The sequence below is a fragment of the Methylibium sp. Root1272 genome (assembly GCF_001425905.1).
Lineage (GTDB): Bacteria > Pseudomonadota > Gammaproteobacteria > Burkholderiales > Burkholderiaceae_C > Methylibium.
In genome coordinates, this window is sequence record NZ_LMDY01000013.1 from 88,008 (window position 1) to 104,979 (window position 16,972).

Sequence of the window (16,972 nt, forward strand, 5' to 3'; positions counted from 1 at the left end):
TGGTGCGCCCGGCTGGGATCGAACCAGCAACCCCTGCCTTCGGAGGGCAGTACTCTATCCATTGAGCTACGGACGCAACAGCTTCATTCTACCAGCGCCCCTGTCGCGGGCGACGTCCGGCAAGGCTCGCGACGGGGTGCCCTTGTATACTCCATGGGTTTTGCGAGCTGCGTTTCACCACGCCGCTCTGCTCCCCCAAAAGCTTCGAGGACCCCATGAGCGCAGCGCCCTCCCACGACGACGATCACGAGCCCAATCACGAAGGTCCGATCCGCACGCCCAAGCAGTTGGTGATCGCGGTGGTCTTCGCCTTCGTGGTGCCGATCGCCATCATCGTGCTGCTGGCCAGCTACGTGAGTTCGGCGCAGAAGCCGGCGGCCGGCAGCGATGGCCTGAAGGCCGAGGCCACCGCCGAGCGCATCGCGCCGGTCGGCAAGGTCGAGGTCAAGGACGCCTCGGACGTGAGCGCGCTGAAGGGCGGCGAGGACGTGTTCAAGGCGCAGTGCGCCGCCTGCCACGCCGCTGGCGTGGCCGGGGCGCCGAAGCTCGCCGACGCGGCCGCCTGGGGACCACGCATCACGGCCGGCTACGAGGCCTTGTTGACCTCGGCACTGAAGGGCAAGGGCGCGATGGGCGCACAGGGCGGCGGCGACTTCAGCGACGTGGAGATCGGCCGCGCGGTGGTCTACATGGCCAACGCCAGCGGAGCCAAGTTCGAAGAGCCCAAGCCGCCGGCACCGGCGGCCAGCGCAGCGCCCTGAGCGGCAGCGCCCCAACCCACCAGCCGGTCCGTGCGACCGGCTTTTTCTTGTCCGCCGGCGATCACGCCCCGGTGCGGGTCAGGCCCGACCGCTGCGGGCTGAGCACGTAGCCGAAGCTCACCGGCAATTCGGCGAAGGGCCGTTCGGCGGGCGCCCATCGCCCTTCGTTCACCGCATCGGCCGCGGCATCCATGTCGAGCGAGCGCACCAGACCGAAACCCAGCTCGGTGTCGAGAAAGAGCCGGCCGAGCTCGTCGAGCCAGACGCTCTTCACCTGCGCCACGTCGGCACCGGTGTGGGTCTGCACTCGATAGTCATCGGCGATGCGCTGCACGCCCAGCACCAGCGGGGCGGCTTCCAGCTCGACGTAGACGCGCTGCGGACCGTTCTGGAAGAACCAGGCGCCGTCGGCGTCGGCCTCGTAGTTGCGACCGATGAACTCGACCAGCTTCTGGTGCAGCAGGCGGCTGCCCTTGACCTGCGGGAACGGCCCTGCCGCCTGGACGCGGTCGTCGCGCATGTACCAGTCGCCCCGCGCGTCGAGCCCCAGCCAGCCGTGGCAGGCGGGCACCCGGGGCCACTTCTTCAGCGCGGCACGGACGATGTCATCCATCGCGGCATTGTGCGGCGCGGCTCAGGCCACCCCGGCGCCGTCCCGGACCCAGGCCATCACCGCCTCGGGCAGGCCCAGCACCTCGGCGGGAAAGGCCCCGCGCGGAAAGCCGACATGGCCGCCCCGTGCCGGTTGCCACAGCGTGACGTGGCGGCCCACATCGTGCGGCTGCGGCAGGCAGGCGGCCGGCACGAAGGGATCGTTGCGAGCGTTGAGCACGAGCGCCGGGATGCGGATGCGGGCGAGCTGCGGCTTGGCCGAGCCCCGGTCCCAGTAGTCATCGACATTGCGAAAGCCGTGCAGCGGGGCGGTGAACACGTCGTCGAAGGCATGGAGGTCGCGGGCGGCCAGCAGGCGCTCGCGGTCGAACAGGCCCGGATGCTGCGCCAGCTTGGCCAGCGCCTTCGGCTTCATCGAGCGCAGGAACATGCGGTTGTAGATCTGCCGGTTGAAGCCGCGGATGATGGCGTGGCCGCCGGCGGCGAGGTCGATCGGCGACGACACTGCACACACGGCCGCGGCCGTGGCTGCGGCGCTGTCCCCGGCCTCCTCGGCCCAGCGCAGCAGCGCATTGCCACCGAGCGAGACGCCGACGGCGATGACCGGCCGGGACTGCCCCTCGCGCAGTCGGCCGAGGATCCAGCCGATCTCCTCGAAGTCGCCCGAGTGGTAGGCCCGCGGCGCGCGGTTGAGCTCGCCGGAGCAGCCGCGAAAGTGCGGCAGCGCGAACGGCCAGCCGTGCGCCTGCGCCCACCCCGCGAAGGCCTGCGCGTAGTGGCTGGCCGACGAGCCCTCGAGGCCGTGGAACAGCACCAGCAACGGCGCCGCCGGCAGCTTCGCTTCGCCGGCCAGGTGGTCGACATCGATGAAGTCGCCGTCGGGCGTGTCCCAGCGCTCGCGCCGCAGGCTCGGGGCCGGCCCGTGGAAGCGGCGCGCAAAAAGCGCCGGCCAGATGGTCTGCACATTGCCGCCCGGCAACCACCAGGGCACAGGCCAGTCGGCCGGGGGCAACGCGCGATCGGCGACGGCGGTCATGCGATGTGCGCGGGCCTTCAATGCAGCGTCGACGGCGCTTCGGAGATCTCCTGCAGTTCGCGCGCCATGCCGGGGCTGGCGTGGTGCAGCACCATGCGCCAGCCCTGAGGCCCGAGGACGTAGACGTTGGTGACGATCGCGTAGGCCTTCTGCACGCCCTCGTCGCCGAGCACCTGCACCCGTTCGAGCACGTGGTGCAGCGCCGTGCCGTTGACGTGGAGCCGGCGCACCTTCTCGGGGTGAACGTCGATCGCGCCGTTGGCGAAGATCGCCTCGAACGAGGCGCGGATCGCCGCGGCGCCGACGAGGCGGGGGCCGCCGGGATGCACGCATGCGGCCTCGTCGTCGTCCGACCACACGGCCATCAGGTTCTCGAGATCGGCCTGTTGCAGCGCCTCGTAGAACTGCGCCTCGACGTCGTCGGGCGACGAGGGCGGCGCCTTCGGCTTGGCGGGCATGCGGGTCCTCAGCGCGTCACTTGAAGACCACGGTCTTGTGGCCGTCGAGCAGCACGCGGTGCTCGGTGTGCCACTTGACCGCACGTGCCAGCACGACGCACTCGACATCGCGGCCGACGGCGGTGAAGTCCGCCGCGCCCAGCGAGTGGTCCACGCGCTGCACGTCCTGCTCGATGATCGGCCCCTCGTCGAGATCGGCGGTCACGTAGTGCGCGGTCGCGCCGATCAGCTTGACACCGCGCGCATGCGCCTGATCGTAGGGGCGCGCGCCCTTGAAGCTGGGCAGGAAGCTGTGGTGGATGTTGATCGCCCGGCCATCGAGGAAGCGGCAGAAGTCGGCCGACAGGATCTGCATGTAGCGCGCCAGCACCACCAGGTCGATGCGGTGCTGTTCGACCAGCGCCTCGATCCGCGACTCCTGCTCGCGCTTGACCGCCGCGCTGCTGCCGGTGGCCAGCGGCAGGTGATGGAAGGGCAGGCCGTAGCTCTCGCACAGCGCGGCGAAGTCGGGGTGGTTGGACACCACCGCCGGGATCTCCACCGGCAGCGAGCCGCTCTTCCAGCGGAACAGCAGGTCGTTCAGGCAGTGGCCGTGCTTGCTGACCAGCAGCAGCAGCCGCGGCTTGGTGGCCAGCGCATGGAAACGAGCCGTCATGCCGAACTCGCCGCGCACGTGCGCGAACAGCTTGTCGAGCGAGGCCTCGTCGGCCAGATGCCCGGGCGCGCTGAAATGCACGCGCATGAAGAACAGCCCGGTGCTGTCTGCGCCCTGCACGTCGCCGTACTGCTGGGAGTCGAGGATGTTGCAGCCGGCCTGGTACAGCAGGCCCGACACGGCGTAGACGATGCCCTTGGCATCCCGGCAAGACAGGGTGAGGACGAACTCTCGTGCAGTGGCTTCCATGGTGAGTCGATTGTAAGGATCGGGCCCTGACGGCCGACTCATACGGCTGAAAACGCCGACATGGCCGGCACCCGGCCTCTCTAGAATCCGCGCACGCATGGTCACCGCCCCCGAGGACTGGTCCGAACGCAGCCGCAGCATCGCGACCGCACTGGCGCGCGTCGCGCTGGGCGATCGCGCGGCATTTGCCACGCTTTACCAGCAGACCAGCGCGCATCTGCTGGGCGTCGTGCTGCGTATCCAGAAGGACCGAGCCCAGGCCGAGGACGTGCTGCAAGAGGTGTACGTGAACGTCTGGCGCGCGGCGCAGGGTTTCGACGCCGGCCGCAGCCAGCCACTCACCTGGCTGACCAGCATCGCCCGCAACCGGGCCATCGACAGCCTGCGCCGCCGCCAGAGCGAACCGCACACGGTCAGCACCTCGATGGGTTCGGACAGCGAGGACGATGAACACGACATGCTTCAGGATCTGGCATCCCCCGATGCCGGCCCGCTCGAACTGCTCGGGCAGGCCGCCGAGGCCCGCGCGCTGCGCGGCTGCATCGGTGCGCTCAGCGGCGAGCAGCAGCAAAGCCTGGCGCTGGCCTTCTACCAGGGCCTGTCGCACGCCGAGGTGGCCGACCAGCTCCGTCAGCCCCTGGGTACCGTGAAGAGCTGGCTGCGGCGTGCGCTGCAATCGCTGAAGACCTGCCTCGAGCGGGCCACCACCGGCTGAGGGCGCGATGGACTACAGCCGCCCCCTCCTTGCGGACCGCCTGGCGGCCGAATACGTGCTCGGCACCTTGCGCGGCGCGGCACGGCGCCGCTTCGAGGCGCTCCTGCCCGCGCACCCGGCGCTCGCCGCCGCCGTGGCCGGCTGGCAGGCGCGGCTGCTGCCGCTGTCGGCGGCGGTGACGCCGGTGCCGCCCTCAACCGGCGTCTGGTCACGGCTCGAGCGCCGGCTGTTCGCCGACGCTGCGGCGCCGGCACGCTGGTGGCAGCGGCTGGGGCTGTGGCAGGGCGTATCGGCCTTCGCCACGGTGGCCGCACTCGCGTTGGGTCTGGTGCTGTCGCAGCCGCAGCCGGTTCAGCCGCCGATCATCGTGGTGATCGCACCGAATCCGGAGGCCGCAGGCGTGCTGCAGGCCGGCTTCGCCGCGGGCCTGACGCGCGACGGCCGCGCGCTGGTGCTGCAGCCGATCCACCCGGTGGCCCCGGGCAGCGGCCGGGCCTTCGAGCTGTGGGCCGTGCCGCCGCAGGGGGCGCCGCGCTCGCTGGGGCTGGTGTCGGGCGAACAGGCCACCACGGTGCAGCGCGGGCTGCTGCTGCGCGACACGGCAGCGTTCGCGGTCAGCCTGGAGCCGAGCGGCGGCTCGCCGACCGGCGCACCGACCGGACCGATCCTGTCGGTCGGGAAGCTGCAGATCTGACCTGAAAATTCTGTCGGCGGCGCTGCATCTGCCGGCCCGCCGTCTCCGTAGTGCAGGGGTGAGGGGCAACCCCCGAACACCCACCCACCTACGGAGACCACCATGCGCCTGAACCTGATCACCGCCTGCGCCGCCCTCGCCCTGGGCGCCTGCGCCATGCAACCGATGACGTCCCCGAAGACCATCGACAACGCCAGCCTGCCCGAGTCGGTGCGCGTGCCGACCGGCGAAACGCAGAAGCTGTGGACCACCACCAGCGGCGGCGCCATCACCTACGAATGCCGAGAGAAGAAAGACGCCGCCGGACAGCACGAATGGGTGTTCGTCGGCCCGGTGGCCAGCCTGCAGGACGACGGCGGCAAGGCGATCGGCAAATACTACGGCCCGCCGGCCACCTGGGAGTCGAACGACGGCTCCAAGGTCACCGGCAAGCAGCTCGCGGTGGCCCCCAACCAGCCCGGCAGCATCCCGCTGCAACTGGTGAAGGCCGACCCGGCGACGGGCAGCGGCGCGATGCAGGGCGTGACCTACATCCAGCGCCTGAAGACGGTCGGCGGCGTGGCTCCGGCCATGGCGTGCGCGGCGGCGAACAAGGGCGAGAAGCAGGTCGTCACCTACGCGGCCGACTACGTGTTCTACGGCCGCTGAGCGCCCGGCGACGCGTCCGGATCGATCAGCCCGGCCGGGAGGCGCTGCTCGCCAGCGCCTCCTGCAGCGCCACATGCACGCGCTCCGGCGCGATGCCGGTCAGGCACTTCAGGTGCCCGAAGCGGCAATCGCGCGCGAAGCAGGGCTGGCAATCGAGATGCTCGACCCCACGCATCGTCTGCAACCACAGCACGCGCGCATGCCGGTTCAACGGCGGCATGTGCTGCGGGCTGGTGGAGCCGAACACGGCGGCCTGTGGCACGCCGAAGGCCGCCGCCACGTGCATCAGCCCCGAGTCGTTGCTGACCACGCCGCGCGCGCCCGCGATCAATGCCATGGCGTCCTCGAGCGTCCCCGGACCGGCCTGCACGCGGCAGTCCCCGCCGCGCGCCAGCTCGGCGATCTCCTCGCAGACCGGCACTTCCGGGCCGGAGCCCACCAGCCTTACAGGCTGCCGATGGCGCGCGTGAAGCTCCTCGGCCAGCGCGGCATACGCCGCGGCCGGCCAGCGTCGGGCGGCGCCCTGCTCCGTGCCGGGCGCGAGCACCCAGTAGCCCTGAAACCCGAGCCCGCTGCGCGCGAGCACGGCGTCGACGCGCCCGGGCGCCAGTTGCAGGCGGGGACGCGCGCGCGGCGGCAGGCCGCCGGCAAGCGCGCCGTAGAAGGCGACCAGCGGCGGCTCGCCGACCGGGTTGGGCAGGCGCTCGTTGAGCAGCCCGAGCCGCCCCTCGCCCTGGTAGCCGACACGACGCGGGATGCGCGCCAGCCACGGCAGCAACGCCGATTTCAGCGAGTTCGGCAGCACGTAGGCCACGTCGAAGCGCCCCTTGATCTGCCGTGCCTGCGCGCGCCGCGCCGACCAGTCGAGCCGCCCGTGCGCGAACGGCAGCGTGATCACCTCGGCCACCTGCGGCATCGCCTGGAACAGCGGCGCGACCGACGGCAACGCGGCCACCGTCAGCCGTTCTCCGCGGGCCGCCAGTGCGGCCAGCAGCGGCTCGGCCATCACGGCGTAGCCGATCCACTGCGGTGCGATGACCAGGGCGCGGGTCATCGCACCGCCGCGCGGTTCAGTGGGCGTGGAGCTTCTCACCGGCCTTCAGCCGGTAGACGGTGCCGCAATACGGGCATTTGCCCTCGGCGTGGGCCACGTCGATGAAGACGCGCGGGTGCGCACTCCACAGCGGCATCTTCGGGTTCGGGCAGAACACCACCCCCGGACCGTGCAGGTCCTGTGCGGTGACTTCGACGACGGCTTGCGGTTGGCTGCTCATGGAAGGGGGTCCGGCGGGGTGGAGAGGTTCAGACCGCAGCCAGCCACTCGCCGTACTTGGCGTTGCGACCGTTGACGATGTCGAAGAAGGCCGACTGGATCTTCTCGGTGATCGGGCCGCGCGAGCCGATGCCGATCTCGATGCGGTCGAGTTCGCGGATCGGCGTGACCTCGGCGGCGGTGCCGGTGAAGAAGGCCTCGTCGGCGATGTAGACCTCGTCGCGGGTGATGCGCTTCTCGACGATCTTCAGCCCCAGGTCGGCCGCGATGGAGAACACGGTGTTGCGCGTGATGCCGTTGAGCGCGCCGGCCGACAGGTCGGGCGTGTAGATCACGCCGTTCTTGATGACGAAGATGTTCTCTCCCGCGCCTTCGCTGACGAAGCCCGAGGCATCGAGCAGCAGCGCCTCGTCGTAGCCGTCGTCGGTGGCCTCCATGTTGGCGAGGATGGAGTTGCTGTAGTTGCTCACGGCCTTGGCCTGCGTCATCGTGATGTTGACGTGGTGGCGGGTGTAGCTGGAGGTCTTGACGCGGATGCCGCGCTTGAGCCCTTCCTCGCCGAGGTAGGCGCCCCACGGCCAGGCCGCGATCATCAGGTGGATGGTGTTGCCCTTGGGGCTGACGCCGAGCTTCTTGTCGCCGATCCAGGTCAGCGGCCGCAGGTAGCAGCTCTCCAGCTTGTTGACACGCACCACCTCGAGCTGCGCCTCCATCACCTGCTCCAGCGAGAACGGAATCTTCATGCGCAGGATCTTGGCGCTGTTGAAGAGCCGCTCGGTGTGCTCGCGCAGCCGGAAGATCGCCGTGCCCTTGACGGTGTTGTAAGCGCGTACTCCCTCGAACGCCCCGCAGCCGTAGTGCAGCGTATGGGTCAGCACGTGGATCTTGGCGTCGCGCCAGTCGACCAGTTGGCCGTCCATCCAGATCTTGCCGTCGCGGTCGGACATAGACATCGGAGTTCCTCGGTTCAGTGCGCAAGCAGAACCTCAAATTCTACGGGCGCGCGCGCCGCGCCCCGTCCGGTCGAAGGCGCGGGCCGGCCGCCCCCTGAACCGGGGGGAGACCCCCTTCCCGGGGTTGATGCCTCGAGCGCATCACGTTAATTTTGTGCTGTGCAGCAAATCATTGTCTTCACCGTTTTCTAGCCGAGATCCGGCCTTCCATGAACGCGCTCCTTAAGCCCCTGCTCGCCACCCTGACCCTGGCTGCCGTCGCCTACGGCAGCCACGCGCAGACCCAGTCCGTTCCCGCCGCCTGCCGCGGCGCCGACGCTTCGACTGCCTGCAGCGCGGAGCTCCCGCCGCGGTGGATGGGCGTCGATGCGGCCGGTGCCGGCGCGACACAGCGGCCTGCCGCGGAAGCAGCGCCGGCCGTGCGCGAATCGAACCGCACCTCCCCGGTCCAGCGCACATCGGCGAAGCAGCCGTCGCCGCCGGCGATCGCAGCGCCGGGCATCGCCGGCCCGTCGATGCTCGAAGCCGATCCAGGCATCGTGGCCGAGTCCCACACCGTCGCACTCATCCTGGCCGCACTGGGCGTCATCGGCCTGATCTCGCGTCGGCGCTTCGGCGCCTGACGCGATCGACCGCCCAACCGAGGCGCCTGCAGGCGCCTTTTCTTTTTCCTCGGCGGGGTGGAGCCGCTAGCGCTCGGTCGCCGCCGCGTCCTCGCGCTCGAGCTGCCAGGTCTGCAGACGCCCGCTCTTCAGGTGCACGCTCACGCTGGCCCCGCCCGCGTCACGCCAGCGATAGGTCTCGTCGGCCGTGTCGCCGACCACCGCGCCGAGACTGCCGGTCAACGGCAGGATCTCCAGCATCGTCATGCCGGGTCGCAGCTTCGCGTTCAGCATCACGGCGCTGCCGACCTGGCCGAGCGGCGCGCTGCCGGCCTTGCGCATCACGCGCATCGCGCGGCTGAACTGCAGCAGCAGCCAGAACACGATCGCCGTCGACGCAAGGGCCAGCCCCGGCAACCCATAGCCCCAGTAGCCCGCCACCACGGCCGCGACGGCCAGGCCCCAGCCGACGACGGGTCGGTTCATCATGCCGAGATCTCCTGCACGGACGGTCCTCCATAAGCGCGCTCGACGCGCGCGATCCGCAACTCGTAGTGCGCGTACCAACCCTGGCGGCCCCGTTCGCGCGCCACACGGTGTTCGGCATGCGCCTTCCACGCGGCGATGTCCTCGAGGCTGCGCCAGTAGGACACGGTGATGCCGAAGCCCTCCGCGTCGCGCGCGCTTTCCACGCCCAGGAAACCGGACTGCGTCGCAGCGACCTCCACCATATAGCCGGCCATCGCGTCGTAGCCGTCGTCGGTGCCCGGCGCCGTTGTCGCGCGGCGGCTGCTGAACACCACCGCGTAGTACGGCGGCGCGGGCAGCGCCGCGAAGGCCGCATCGCTCACGACAGCTCCCTCAGCACCTCGACGGCCTGCTCGACGCGCTCGACCGCGTGGATGCGGAGGCCCTCGATCGGCTTCTTCGGCGCGTTGGCCTTGGGCACCACCGCGACGCTGAAGCCCAGCTTGGCGGCCTCCTTCAGGCGCTCCTGGCCGCGCGGCGCGGGCCGCACCTCGCCGGCCAGGCCGACCTCGCCGAAGGCGATGAAACCGCGCGGCAGGGGACGGCCGCGCAGGGAGCTCTGGATCGCCAGCATGACCGCCAGGTCGGCCGCCGGCTCGCTGATGCGCACGCCACCGACCGCGTTGACGAACACGTCCTGGTCCATGCAGGCGATGCCGGCATGGCGGTGCAGCACTGCCAGCAGCATCGCGAGTCGGTCGCGCTCCAGGCCGACCGACAGGCGCCGCGGGCTGGGCCCGCCGCTGTCGACCAGCGCCTGGATCTCCACCAGCAGCGGCCGCGTGCCTTCGAGCGTGACCATCACGCACGAGCCCGGCACCGGCTCGCCGTGGGTCGACAGGAAGATCGCGCTCGGGTTCGCCACGCCCTTGAGGCCACGCTCGGTCATCGCGAACACGCCGATCTCGTTGACCGCGCCGAAGCGGTTCTTGATGGCACGCACCAGCCGGAAGCTGCTGTGCGTGTCGCCCTCGAAGTACAGCACGGTGTCGACGATGTGCTCCAGCACACGCGGTCCGGCGAGCGCACCCTCCTTCGTCACGTGACCGACCAGCACGATGGTGGTGCCGCCGGACTTGGCGGTGCGCGTCAGCTGCGCGGCGCACTCGCGCACCTGGGCCACCGAGCCCGGCGCGGAGGTGAGCTGCTCCGAGTAGACGGTCTGGATCGAGTCGATCACGCAGAAGGCAGGCTGCTCGGCGTCGATCGTGGCCTGGATCTTCTCGAGATTGATCTCGGCCAGCACGCGCACGCGGCTGCCGTCCAGGCCGAGCCGGCGCGAACGCAGCGCGAGCTGCGCGCCGCTTTCCTCGCCGCTGACATACAGCACCTTCATCTGCGCCGACAGCGCGTCGACCGCCTGCAGCAGCAGCGTCGACTTGCCGATGCCCGGGTCGCCGCCGATCAGCACCACGCCGCCGGCGACGATGCCGCCGCCGAGCACGCGGTCCAGTTCGTCGATGCCGGTGGGCGTGCGCGCGACGTCGGCCGCGTCGATCTCGCTGAGCGTGGCCACCGGCAGACTGCGCGCCAGCGACTGGAAGCGGTGCCGGGTGGCCGCGGGCGACTCGGCGACGGTTTCCTCCAGCGTGTTCCAGGCCCCGCAGGCTGGGCATTTGCCGAGCCACTTGGGGCTCGTGCCGCCGCATTCGCTGCAGGTGTAGTTCGTCTTGTCCTTGGCCATTCGCCGCATTGTGGCGCGGCTCGCCGGGCCACCCGAACCCGCGCTAGGGCCTGTTAACGCTACCGGAGGGCTCGCGCCCGAGCTGCGCAGGCCGCAGGGGTAGGCGCGAGGGAGGCCGCGTGCTGTTGCACGCAACGACTGAGCAACGCCGCCCTGCGGCCTGCGCAGCTCGGGCCCGAAGGGTGATCCCAGGAAACGGGCGCCCTCGGCGTTGCCCATGCTCGCCGGGGGGCCGACCCCGGCTGCGCTGGGTGCCTTGATGGCGCCCGTTTCCTGGGTCACGCGAGCCCTCCGGTAGCGTTAACAGGCCCTAGTCGATCGCCCGGCGGCGCAGCGCCTTGATCTGCCCGTCGCGCGCCTTGCTCTCCAGCCGCCGCTGCCTGGAGCCGAAGGTCGGCTTCGTCGCGATGCGCCGGCGCGGCGGCGTCGCCACGCTCGCCACCAGCTCCAGCAGGCGCTGCAGCGCGTCCTCGCGGTTGCGCGCCTGGGTGCGCTGCTCCTGGGCCTTGATGACGATCACGCCGTCGCCGCTGAGGCGCTGGTCGCTGAGCGCCAGCAGGCGCGCCTTGTGCGCCTCGGGCAGCGACGAGGCCGGCACGTCGAAGCGCAGGTGGATCGCACTCGACACCTTGTTGACGTTCTGGCCACCGGCGCCCTGCGCTCGCACCGCGGTGCACTCGGCCTCGCACGCCAGCAGCGCGGCCAGCGCCTCGCGGTTCACGCCGGGCTGCCCTTGATGTCGCGCAGCCGCGCGTCGAGCTCGCGGCGCAGCGCCTTGCGTTGCAGGGCCTCGCTGTGGCGCCGCATCTCGTCGGGCGTGGCGGGCTGCAGCGGCGGCACCGTCGTGGGCTTGCCGGCGTCGTCCACCGCCACCATCGTGAAGAAGCAGCTATTGGCATGGCGCACGACCTGCGTGCGGATGTTCTCGGCGACCACCTTGATGCCGATCTCCATCGACGAACTGCCGGTCAGGTTGACCGACGCGAGGAAGGTGACCAGTTCGCCGACGTGGATGGCCTCGCGAAACACCACCTGGTCGACCGACACGGTGACCACGTAGCGTCCCGCATAGCGGCTCGCGCAGGCGTAGGCCACCTGGTCGAGCAGCTTCAGGATGGTGCCGCCGTGGACATTGCCGGAGAAATTGGCCATGTCGGGCGTCATCAGCACGCTCATCATGAGCTGGTGCAGCGGCCGGTCGCTCATCAGTGCGTCGCCGTCGAATGCGGCAGGTCCGGCAGCAGCGGAGGCGCCGGCAGTTCGGGCAAGGCGGCGCGCACCTGCTGGCAATGCGCGAGGTGGCGGTCGCAGAGGCGCTTGAACATCCAGCCCGACAAGGCGGCCGACGCCACCTGACCGACCACCGGCGCGAACTTGGCCGCCTGCTGCACGCTGAGGCGCACGCCCAGCGCGCGCAGTGCGCCGAGCAGCACGCCCTGCGTCAGCGCGCGGCCGATCAGGTAGCTGCCGACCTCCAGCGCCAGATCGTCGACCCGGTTGCGCAGCGGCGCCGGCAGGCGCGCCACCTGGTCCGGACCGAGCCCATGCGCCTCGCTGATCTGACCGAGCGTGGAGGCGAGCATCTGGCCGTTGACGAACAGGTCGGCACCCGGCACCGGCAATGCCGACACGCCGGCCGCCTTCAGCGCCTGGCGCCGCACGAGGCGGCGGCAGTGCCGCTCAAGGGCCTGGTCGGCCGGCACCGCGACGCCCATGCGCTCAGGCCTTGGAAGAGTTCAACTTGCCGACGATGAACAGCAGCACCACCGCGCCGAGCACCGAGGCAATCCAGCCGGCCGGCTCGCCCACCGTGTACCAGCCCAGCGACTGACCGACGAAACCGGCGAGGAAGGACCCTGCGATGCCGAGCACGCAGGTCAGGATCCAGCCCATCTTCTGCTCGCCCGGCATCACGAAGCGCGCCAGCGCGCCGACGATCAGACCGACGATCAGGGTGGAAATGATGCCCATGGCGAGGATCTCCCGAGAGAAGAAGTTGAAGGGACAGCCGATGTTGGCACAACCGATGCGGGATCGGATGACGGCCCCCGCCGCCGGTCAGCGCCCGAAACGCAGCGCCGCGGCGCAGCCGGCGCCGGCAGCGGCGGCGGACACGAAGCTGCCCCAGGCGATGTCGGCCAACGTGACCTGCCACGACCAGCCGCGCAGCGTGGCCAGGTTCGTGAGGTCGTAGGTCATGTACGCGAAGAAACCGAACAACGCGCCCAGCATCAGGGCCCGCGTCACGGATTCCGCCGCGAGCGCCGGCGCCACCGCGAACACGACGACGCCGACGATGTACAGCAGGTAGAACGATGCCGCCACGCCGAAGCGCACCTGCTCGGCCATCAGGTGGCCGATCTGCCCGCGGTAGAAATCCTTGGCGACCGCACCGAGCCAGATCGCATCCAGCACGGCGAGCACCGCCAGCGCGGCGACATAGGCGACGAGGTAGCGTGGCATCGGTCGGCCCGGTGGTGAACGAGAGCCCGATGTTGCCTGCGGCGCCGACCGGCCGCTGTAGGACGGCGGCGCGTGCGGCCGGAAGCGCAGCGCGGTCGGGATCAGCTGCCGCCGTCCAGCCGCACCGGTACGCGCGCGGCCAGCGCGCACATCAGCTCGTAGCCCACCGTGCCGGCTGCGTGGGCGACCTCGTCGATCGGCAGCGTGGCCCCTGCCGAAGCCCGACCCCACAGCGTGACCTCGCTGCCGCGCACTGCATGCGGCAGCGCGCCCAGGTCGACCGTCACCATGTCCATCGACACCCGCCCGACCAGCCGCGTGCGCACACCGTCGACCAGCACCGGCGTGCCGCTCGGCGCATGGCGCGGGTAACCGTCGGCATAGCCGCAGGCCACCACGCCGATGCGCATCGGCGCCTCGGCCGTGAAGCGGCTGCCGTAGCCCACCGTGTCGCCGGCCTGCAGCTCCTGCGTGCCGATCAGCCGCGCGCGCAGCGTCATCGTCGGCCGCAGGTTCCAGTGCGCGATGTCGTGGGCAGGGAAATCGGGCGCGGAGCCGTACAGCATGATGCCGGCGCGCACCCAGTCGGCGCGCACCGCGGCGTCGTCGCCATGGCGCAGCGTGGCCGCGCTGTTGCAGAGGCTGCGCTCGCCCGGCAGGTCGCGCGTGGCATCGCCGAAGACCTGCATCGCCGCCGCGATGCCGCGGTCGCCGTCGGCGTCCGAGAAGTGACTCATCAGCGAGATCTCGTCGACCTGCGGCAGCGCATTGAGCCGCGTCCAGGCCGCGCGGAACGCCGTGGGCCGCAAGCCCAGCCGGTTCATGCCGCTGTTCATCTTCAGGAACACGCGGTGCGGCTGTTGGGTCTTGTGCATCGCCAGCCAGTCGATCTGCGCCTCGCAGTGCACCGTATGCCAGAGGTTCAGGCGCGAGCACAGCTCCAGGTCGCGCGGCTCGAACACGCCCTCGAGCAGCAGGATCGGGCCGCGCCATCCCAGGTCGCGCAGTTGCTGCGCCTCGGCCAGATCGAGCAGCGCGAAGCCGTCGGCGGCGCGCAGCGCCTCGAAGGCGCGTGCGATGCCGTGGCCATAGGCATTGGCCTTGACCACCGCCCAGACCCGCGCGTCGGGGACGGCTGCGCGGGCGCGGGCCAGGTTGTGCGTCAGGGCCTCGGCGTGGATCAGGGCTTCGATGGGGCGCGGCATGTCGCAAGTGTGCATGCGCCGGCGCGTCGGCATCGCCGCCCGCAGGCAAATTCAGGGTCCATCAGCCGCCCTGATACCCCGGTGCGGCACCCGGAGACTGCCGGGACCGCATGCTATAACCCGCGCCGCAGGGGGACAGTCTTGGCACCGGTCGATCCCGGGTGCCGCAGCCGACGAGCGGATGAAAAAAGGTTTCTACACCATCATGTCGGCGCAGTTCTTCAGCTCGCTGGCCGACAACGCCTTGTTCGTCGCCGCCGTCGAGTTGTTGAGGACCTCCGGTCAGCCCGAGTGGCAGCGCGCCGCGCTGGTGCCGATGTTCGCCCTGTTCTATGTGGTGCTGGCGCCCTTCGTCGGCGCATTCGCCGACGCTGTGCCCAAGGGCAAGGTGATGTTCATCTCGAACACCATCAAGGTCGTCGGCTGCCTGATGATGCTGTTCGGCTCGCACCCGCTCGTGGCGTTCGCGGTGGTCGGGCTCGGGGCCGCGGCCTATTCGCCGGCCAAGTACGGCATCCTGACCGAGCTGCTGCCGCCCTCGCAGCTGGTCAAGGCCAACGGCTGGATCGAAGGCCTGACGATCGGCTCCATCATCCTCGGCGTGCTGCTCGGTGGCCAGCTGGTAGGCCGCGCGGTCGCGCCGGCGCTGCTGGCGATCGATCTGCCGCTGTTCGACACCGGCATCGACACCGCGCCCGAGGCCGCCATCGCCGCGCTCACCTCGCTCTACGTGGTGGCCGCCGTGTTCAACCTCTACATCCCGCGCACCGAAGCTCCGCTGCAGCCGGCCGCGCACAGCATCGTCGCGCTGGTGCGCGATTTCTCGGCCTGCAACGCGCGGCTGTGGAACGACAAGCTGGGCCAGATCTCGCTGGCCACCACCACCCTGTTCTGGGGCGTTTCGGGCAACCTGCGCTACATCGTGCTGGCCTGGGCCGCCGCGGCGCTGGGCTATGGCACCACGCAGGCTTCGTCGCTGGTCGGCGTGGTCGCGATCGGCACCGCGGTCGGTGCGGTGCTGGCATCGGTGCGCATGCGGCTCGACCAGGCCACGCTCGTGATCCCGCTGGGCATCGCGATGGGCGTGCTGGTGATCGGCATGAACTTCATCTCCAACGTGTGGGTCGCAGCGCCCTTCCTGGTGCTGCTGGGCGGCCTGGGCGGCTTCCTCGTCGTGCCGATGAACGCGCTGCTGCAGCACCGCGGCCACAACCTGATGGGCGCGGGCCGCTCGATCGCGGTGCAGAACTTCAACGAGCAGGCCTGCATCCTCGGCCTCGGCGCCTTCTACACCGGCATGACGCGCTTCGGCCTGTCGGCCTTCGGCGCGATCACGATCTTCGGCGTGGTGGTCGCCGGATCGATGTGGCTGATCCAGCGCTGGCACCGGAACAATTGCGTGCGCCACAAGGACGAGGTCGATCACCTGATCGCACTGGCCCGCAGCGACCCGCAATGACCGGCGCTCCGCAGCAGGCCGGCGAACCGTCGGCCGTGCCGCTGCTGGCGGTGTTCGCGCTGATGCTCAACGCTTTCGTATGGGGCGTGTCGTGGTGGCCGTTCCGGCAGCTCCAGTCGTTCGGCCTGCATCCTCTGTGGGCCACCGCGCTGATCTATGGCCTGGCGGTCGCGGTGATCGCGCTGCGCTGGCCGCAGGCCCCCGGCCAGTTGCTGCGCACGCCCGTGCTGTGGGTGCTGGTGCTGGCCTCGGGCACCACCAATGCCGCCTTCAACTGGGCCGTGACGATCGGCGACGTGGTTCGCGTGGTGCTGCTGTTCTACCTGATGCCGCTGTGGACCGTGCTGCTTGCGCGCCTGCTGCTGCACGAGAGGCTCACGCGCTGGGCCTTGTTTCGCGTGCTGCTGGCGCTGGCCGGTGCCGCCATCGTGCTGAAGCCCACCGGCGCCGGCTGGCCGCTGCCGTCGGGTCTGGCGGACTTCCTGGGCATCGCTGGCGGCTTCAGCTTCGCGCTCAACAACGTGATGCTGCGGCGCGAGTCACGGCGGCCGCCGGAGGGCCGCGCGCTGTCGATGTTCCTCGGCGGCGTGCTGGTCGCCGGCGGGCTGGCGCTGGCCCTGACTGCGGCCGGCGGCGTGGCCTGGCCGCCGACACCCGAGCCATCGTGGCTGCTGCCGCTGGCGATGCTGTCGCTGGCCTTCCTCGCCGCCAACCTGGCGCTGCAGTACGGCGCCTCCCGGCTGCGGGCGAATGTGACCTCGGTCGTCATGCTGACCGAGATCGTGTTCGCCTCCGTCTCGGCGGTGCTGCTCGGTGACCAGGTGCTGAGCCCGCAGATGCTCGTCGGCGGCGCCTGCATCCTCGCCGCCGCGCTGCTGTCGGCGCTGGAGCCGGGACCGTCCCACCCTTAGGGCTCGCCGGGCCGCCGCCAGCGTGCGGGCCGTCACAAGCCGGGGCCCCGGCGTTGCACTTTGTCA

The 16,972-nt window shown here is 70.6% G+C and carries 23 protein-coding genes and 1 tRNA gene; 7 read left to right on the forward strand and 17 right to left on the reverse strand.

Annotated elements, in window-relative coordinates; genetic code table 11:
- Positions 1-76, reverse strand: a tRNA-Arg gene (locus ASC67_RS09415).
- A 139-nt stretch (positions 77-215) separates the two neighbouring features.
- Between ASC67_RS09415 and ASC67_RS09420 the strand changes: the two genes are divergently transcribed.
- Entirely contained in the window at positions 216-761 is a 546-nt protein-coding gene (locus tag ASC67_RS09420; protein WP_056318556.1) for a cytochrome c5 family protein, read from the forward strand.
- A 61-nt stretch (positions 762-822) separates the two neighbouring features.
- Here the strand turns inward: ASC67_RS09420 and ASC67_RS09425 are convergent, their stop codons facing one another.
- Genes ASC67_RS09425 through purU form a run of 4 tightly spaced genes read right to left on the reverse strand, consistent with a single transcriptional unit; the run spans position 823 to position 3,771 of the window.
- Positions 823-1,374, reverse strand: a complete 552-nt coding sequence (locus tag ASC67_RS09425; protein WP_056318563.1) for a DUF2946 family protein — start codon at positions 1,372-1,374, stop codon at positions 823-825.
- A gap of 21 nt (positions 1,375-1,395) precedes the next feature.
- Positions 1,396-2,409 carry a YheT family hydrolase gene (locus ASC67_RS09430; protein ID WP_056318566.1) on the reverse strand — a complete coding sequence of 338 codons (1,014 nt, stop codon included), beginning with the start codon at positions 2,407-2,409 and terminating at the stop codon, positions 1,396-1,398.
- A gap of 17 nt (positions 2,410-2,426) precedes the next feature.
- Entirely contained in the window at positions 2,427-2,867 is a 441-nt protein-coding gene (locus ASC67_RS09435) for a nuclear transport factor 2 family protein (protein WP_056318569.1), read from the reverse strand.
- Positions 2,868-2,883: 16 nt separating this feature from the next.
- Positions 2,884-3,771: a formyltetrahydrofolate deformylase gene (gene purU / locus ASC67_RS09440; RefSeq protein WP_056318574.1), complete on the reverse strand. Its 888-nt coding sequence runs from the start codon at positions 3,769-3,771 to the stop codon at positions 2,884-2,886.
- Positions 3,772-3,868: 97 nt separating this feature from the next.
- On the opposite strand from purU, the gene ASC67_RS09445 reads away from it, so the two are divergent.
- From ASC67_RS09445 to ASC67_RS09455, 3 genes are all read left to right on the forward strand, one after another.
- Positions 3,869-4,486 carry a sigma-70 family RNA polymerase sigma factor gene (locus ASC67_RS09445; RefSeq protein ID WP_056318578.1) on the forward strand — a complete coding sequence of 206 codons (618 nt, stop codon included), beginning with the start codon at positions 3,869-3,871 and terminating at the stop codon, positions 4,484-4,486.
- 7 nt (positions 4,487-4,493) lie between these two features.
- A complete protein-coding gene (locus ASC67_RS09450; protein ID WP_056318583.1) occupies positions 4,494-5,180 on the forward strand; it encodes an anti-sigma factor domain-containing protein in 687 nt (228 codons plus the stop codon).
- Positions 5,181-5,282: 102 nt separating this feature from the next.
- Positions 5,283-5,828, forward strand: coding sequence for a DUF3455 domain-containing protein (locus tag ASC67_RS09455; RefSeq protein ID WP_056318589.1), 546 nt, complete (start codon positions 5,283-5,285; stop codon positions 5,826-5,828).
- Between the two features lie 25 nt (positions 5,829-5,853).
- On the opposite strand, the gene waaF is transcribed toward ASC67_RS09455, so the two are convergent.
- The 3 genes from waaF to ASC67_RS09470 are packed head-to-tail and all read right to left on the reverse strand — an operon-like array spanning position 5,854 to position 8,054.
- Positions 5,854-6,882, reverse strand: a complete 1,029-nt coding sequence (waaF, locus tag ASC67_RS09460; RefSeq protein WP_056318593.1) for a lipopolysaccharide heptosyltransferase II — start codon at positions 6,880-6,882, stop codon at positions 5,854-5,856.
- A gap of 16 nt (positions 6,883-6,898) precedes the next feature.
- Complete coding sequence (locus ASC67_RS09465) at positions 6,899-7,102, reverse strand: zinc-finger domain-containing protein (protein ID WP_056318596.1); 204 nt, start codon at positions 7,100-7,102, stop codon at positions 6,899-6,901.
- Between the two features lie 28 nt (positions 7,103-7,130).
- The gene (locus ASC67_RS09470; protein ID WP_056318599.1) at positions 7,131-8,054 is read right to left on the reverse strand and encodes a branched-chain amino acid transaminase; all 924 of its coding nucleotides are present in this window, start codon (positions 8,052-8,054) and stop codon (positions 7,131-7,133) included.
- Between the two features lie 209 nt (positions 8,055-8,263).
- Here ASC67_RS09470 and ASC67_RS09475 point away from each other — a divergent pair, with 209 nt between their 5' ends.
- The gene (locus ASC67_RS09475; protein WP_056318604.1) at positions 8,264-8,677 is read left to right on the forward strand and encodes a hypothetical protein; all 414 of its coding nucleotides are present in this window, start codon (positions 8,264-8,266) and stop codon (positions 8,675-8,677) included.
- A 66-nt stretch (positions 8,678-8,743) separates the two neighbouring features.
- Here ASC67_RS09475 and ASC67_RS09480 read toward each other — a convergent pair whose 3' ends face one another.
- The 9 genes from ASC67_RS09480 to alr form a co-directional block, all read right to left on the reverse strand.
- Complete coding sequence (locus tag ASC67_RS09480) at positions 8,744-9,145, reverse strand: hypothetical protein (RefSeq protein WP_082535927.1); 402 nt, start codon at positions 9,143-9,145, stop codon at positions 8,744-8,746.
- Positions 9,142-9,507: an antibiotic biosynthesis monooxygenase gene (locus tag ASC67_RS09485; RefSeq protein WP_056318607.1), complete on the reverse strand. Its 366-nt coding sequence runs from the start codon at positions 9,505-9,507 to the stop codon at positions 9,142-9,144. The genes ASC67_RS09480 and ASC67_RS09485 overlap by 4 nt, the downstream gene beginning before the upstream one ends.
- Positions 9,504-10,868, reverse strand: coding sequence for a DNA repair protein RadA (radA, locus tag ASC67_RS09490; protein ID WP_056318611.1), 1,365 nt, complete (start codon positions 10,866-10,868; stop codon positions 9,504-9,506). Before radA ends, ASC67_RS09485 begins: the two co-directional genes overlap by 4 nt.
- Positions 10,869-11,178: 310 nt before the next feature.
- Positions 11,179-11,589 (reverse strand): alternative ribosome rescue aminoacyl-tRNA hydrolase ArfB, encoded by a 411-nt coding sequence (gene arfB / locus ASC67_RS09495; RefSeq protein WP_056318614.1) that lies wholly within the window; start codon positions 11,587-11,589, stop codon positions 11,179-11,181.
- Positions 11,586-12,074, reverse strand: a complete 489-nt coding sequence (locus ASC67_RS09500) for an acyl-CoA thioesterase (RefSeq protein ID WP_056318619.1) — start codon at positions 12,072-12,074, stop codon at positions 11,586-11,588. Before ASC67_RS09500 ends, arfB begins: the two co-directional genes overlap by 4 nt.
- Positions 12,074-12,583 carry a hypothetical protein gene (locus ASC67_RS09505; protein ID WP_056318624.1) on the reverse strand — a complete coding sequence of 170 codons (510 nt, stop codon included), beginning with the start codon at positions 12,581-12,583 and terminating at the stop codon, positions 12,074-12,076. Before ASC67_RS09505 ends, ASC67_RS09500 begins: the two co-directional genes overlap by 1 nt.
- A gap of 4 nt (positions 12,584-12,587) precedes the next feature.
- Complete coding sequence (locus tag ASC67_RS09510; RefSeq protein ID WP_056318628.1) at positions 12,588-12,839, reverse strand: GlsB/YeaQ/YmgE family stress response membrane protein; 252 nt, start codon at positions 12,837-12,839, stop codon at positions 12,588-12,590.
- Positions 12,840-12,926: 87 nt separating this feature from the next.
- The gene (locus ASC67_RS09515; RefSeq protein WP_056318632.1) at positions 12,927-13,331 is read right to left on the reverse strand and encodes a DUF2177 family protein; all 405 of its coding nucleotides are present in this window, start codon (positions 13,329-13,331) and stop codon (positions 12,927-12,929) included.
- Positions 13,332-13,432: 101 nt separating this feature from the next.
- Positions 13,433-14,536, reverse strand: a complete 1,104-nt coding sequence (gene alr, locus ASC67_RS09520) for an alanine racemase (RefSeq protein WP_056320732.1) — start codon at positions 14,534-14,536, stop codon at positions 13,433-13,435.
- 181 nt (positions 14,537-14,717) lie between these two features.
- Between alr and lplT the strand changes: the two genes are divergently transcribed.
- Positions 14,718-15,995, forward strand: coding sequence for a lysophospholipid transporter LplT (lplT, locus tag ASC67_RS09525; RefSeq protein WP_056318637.1), 1,278 nt, complete (start codon positions 14,718-14,720; stop codon positions 15,993-15,995).
- Entirely contained in the window at positions 15,992-16,906 is a 915-nt protein-coding gene (locus ASC67_RS09530; RefSeq protein WP_056318641.1) for a DMT family transporter, read from the forward strand. Before lplT ends, ASC67_RS09530 begins: the two co-directional genes overlap by 4 nt.
- Positions 16,907-16,972 lie beyond the last annotated feature (66 nt).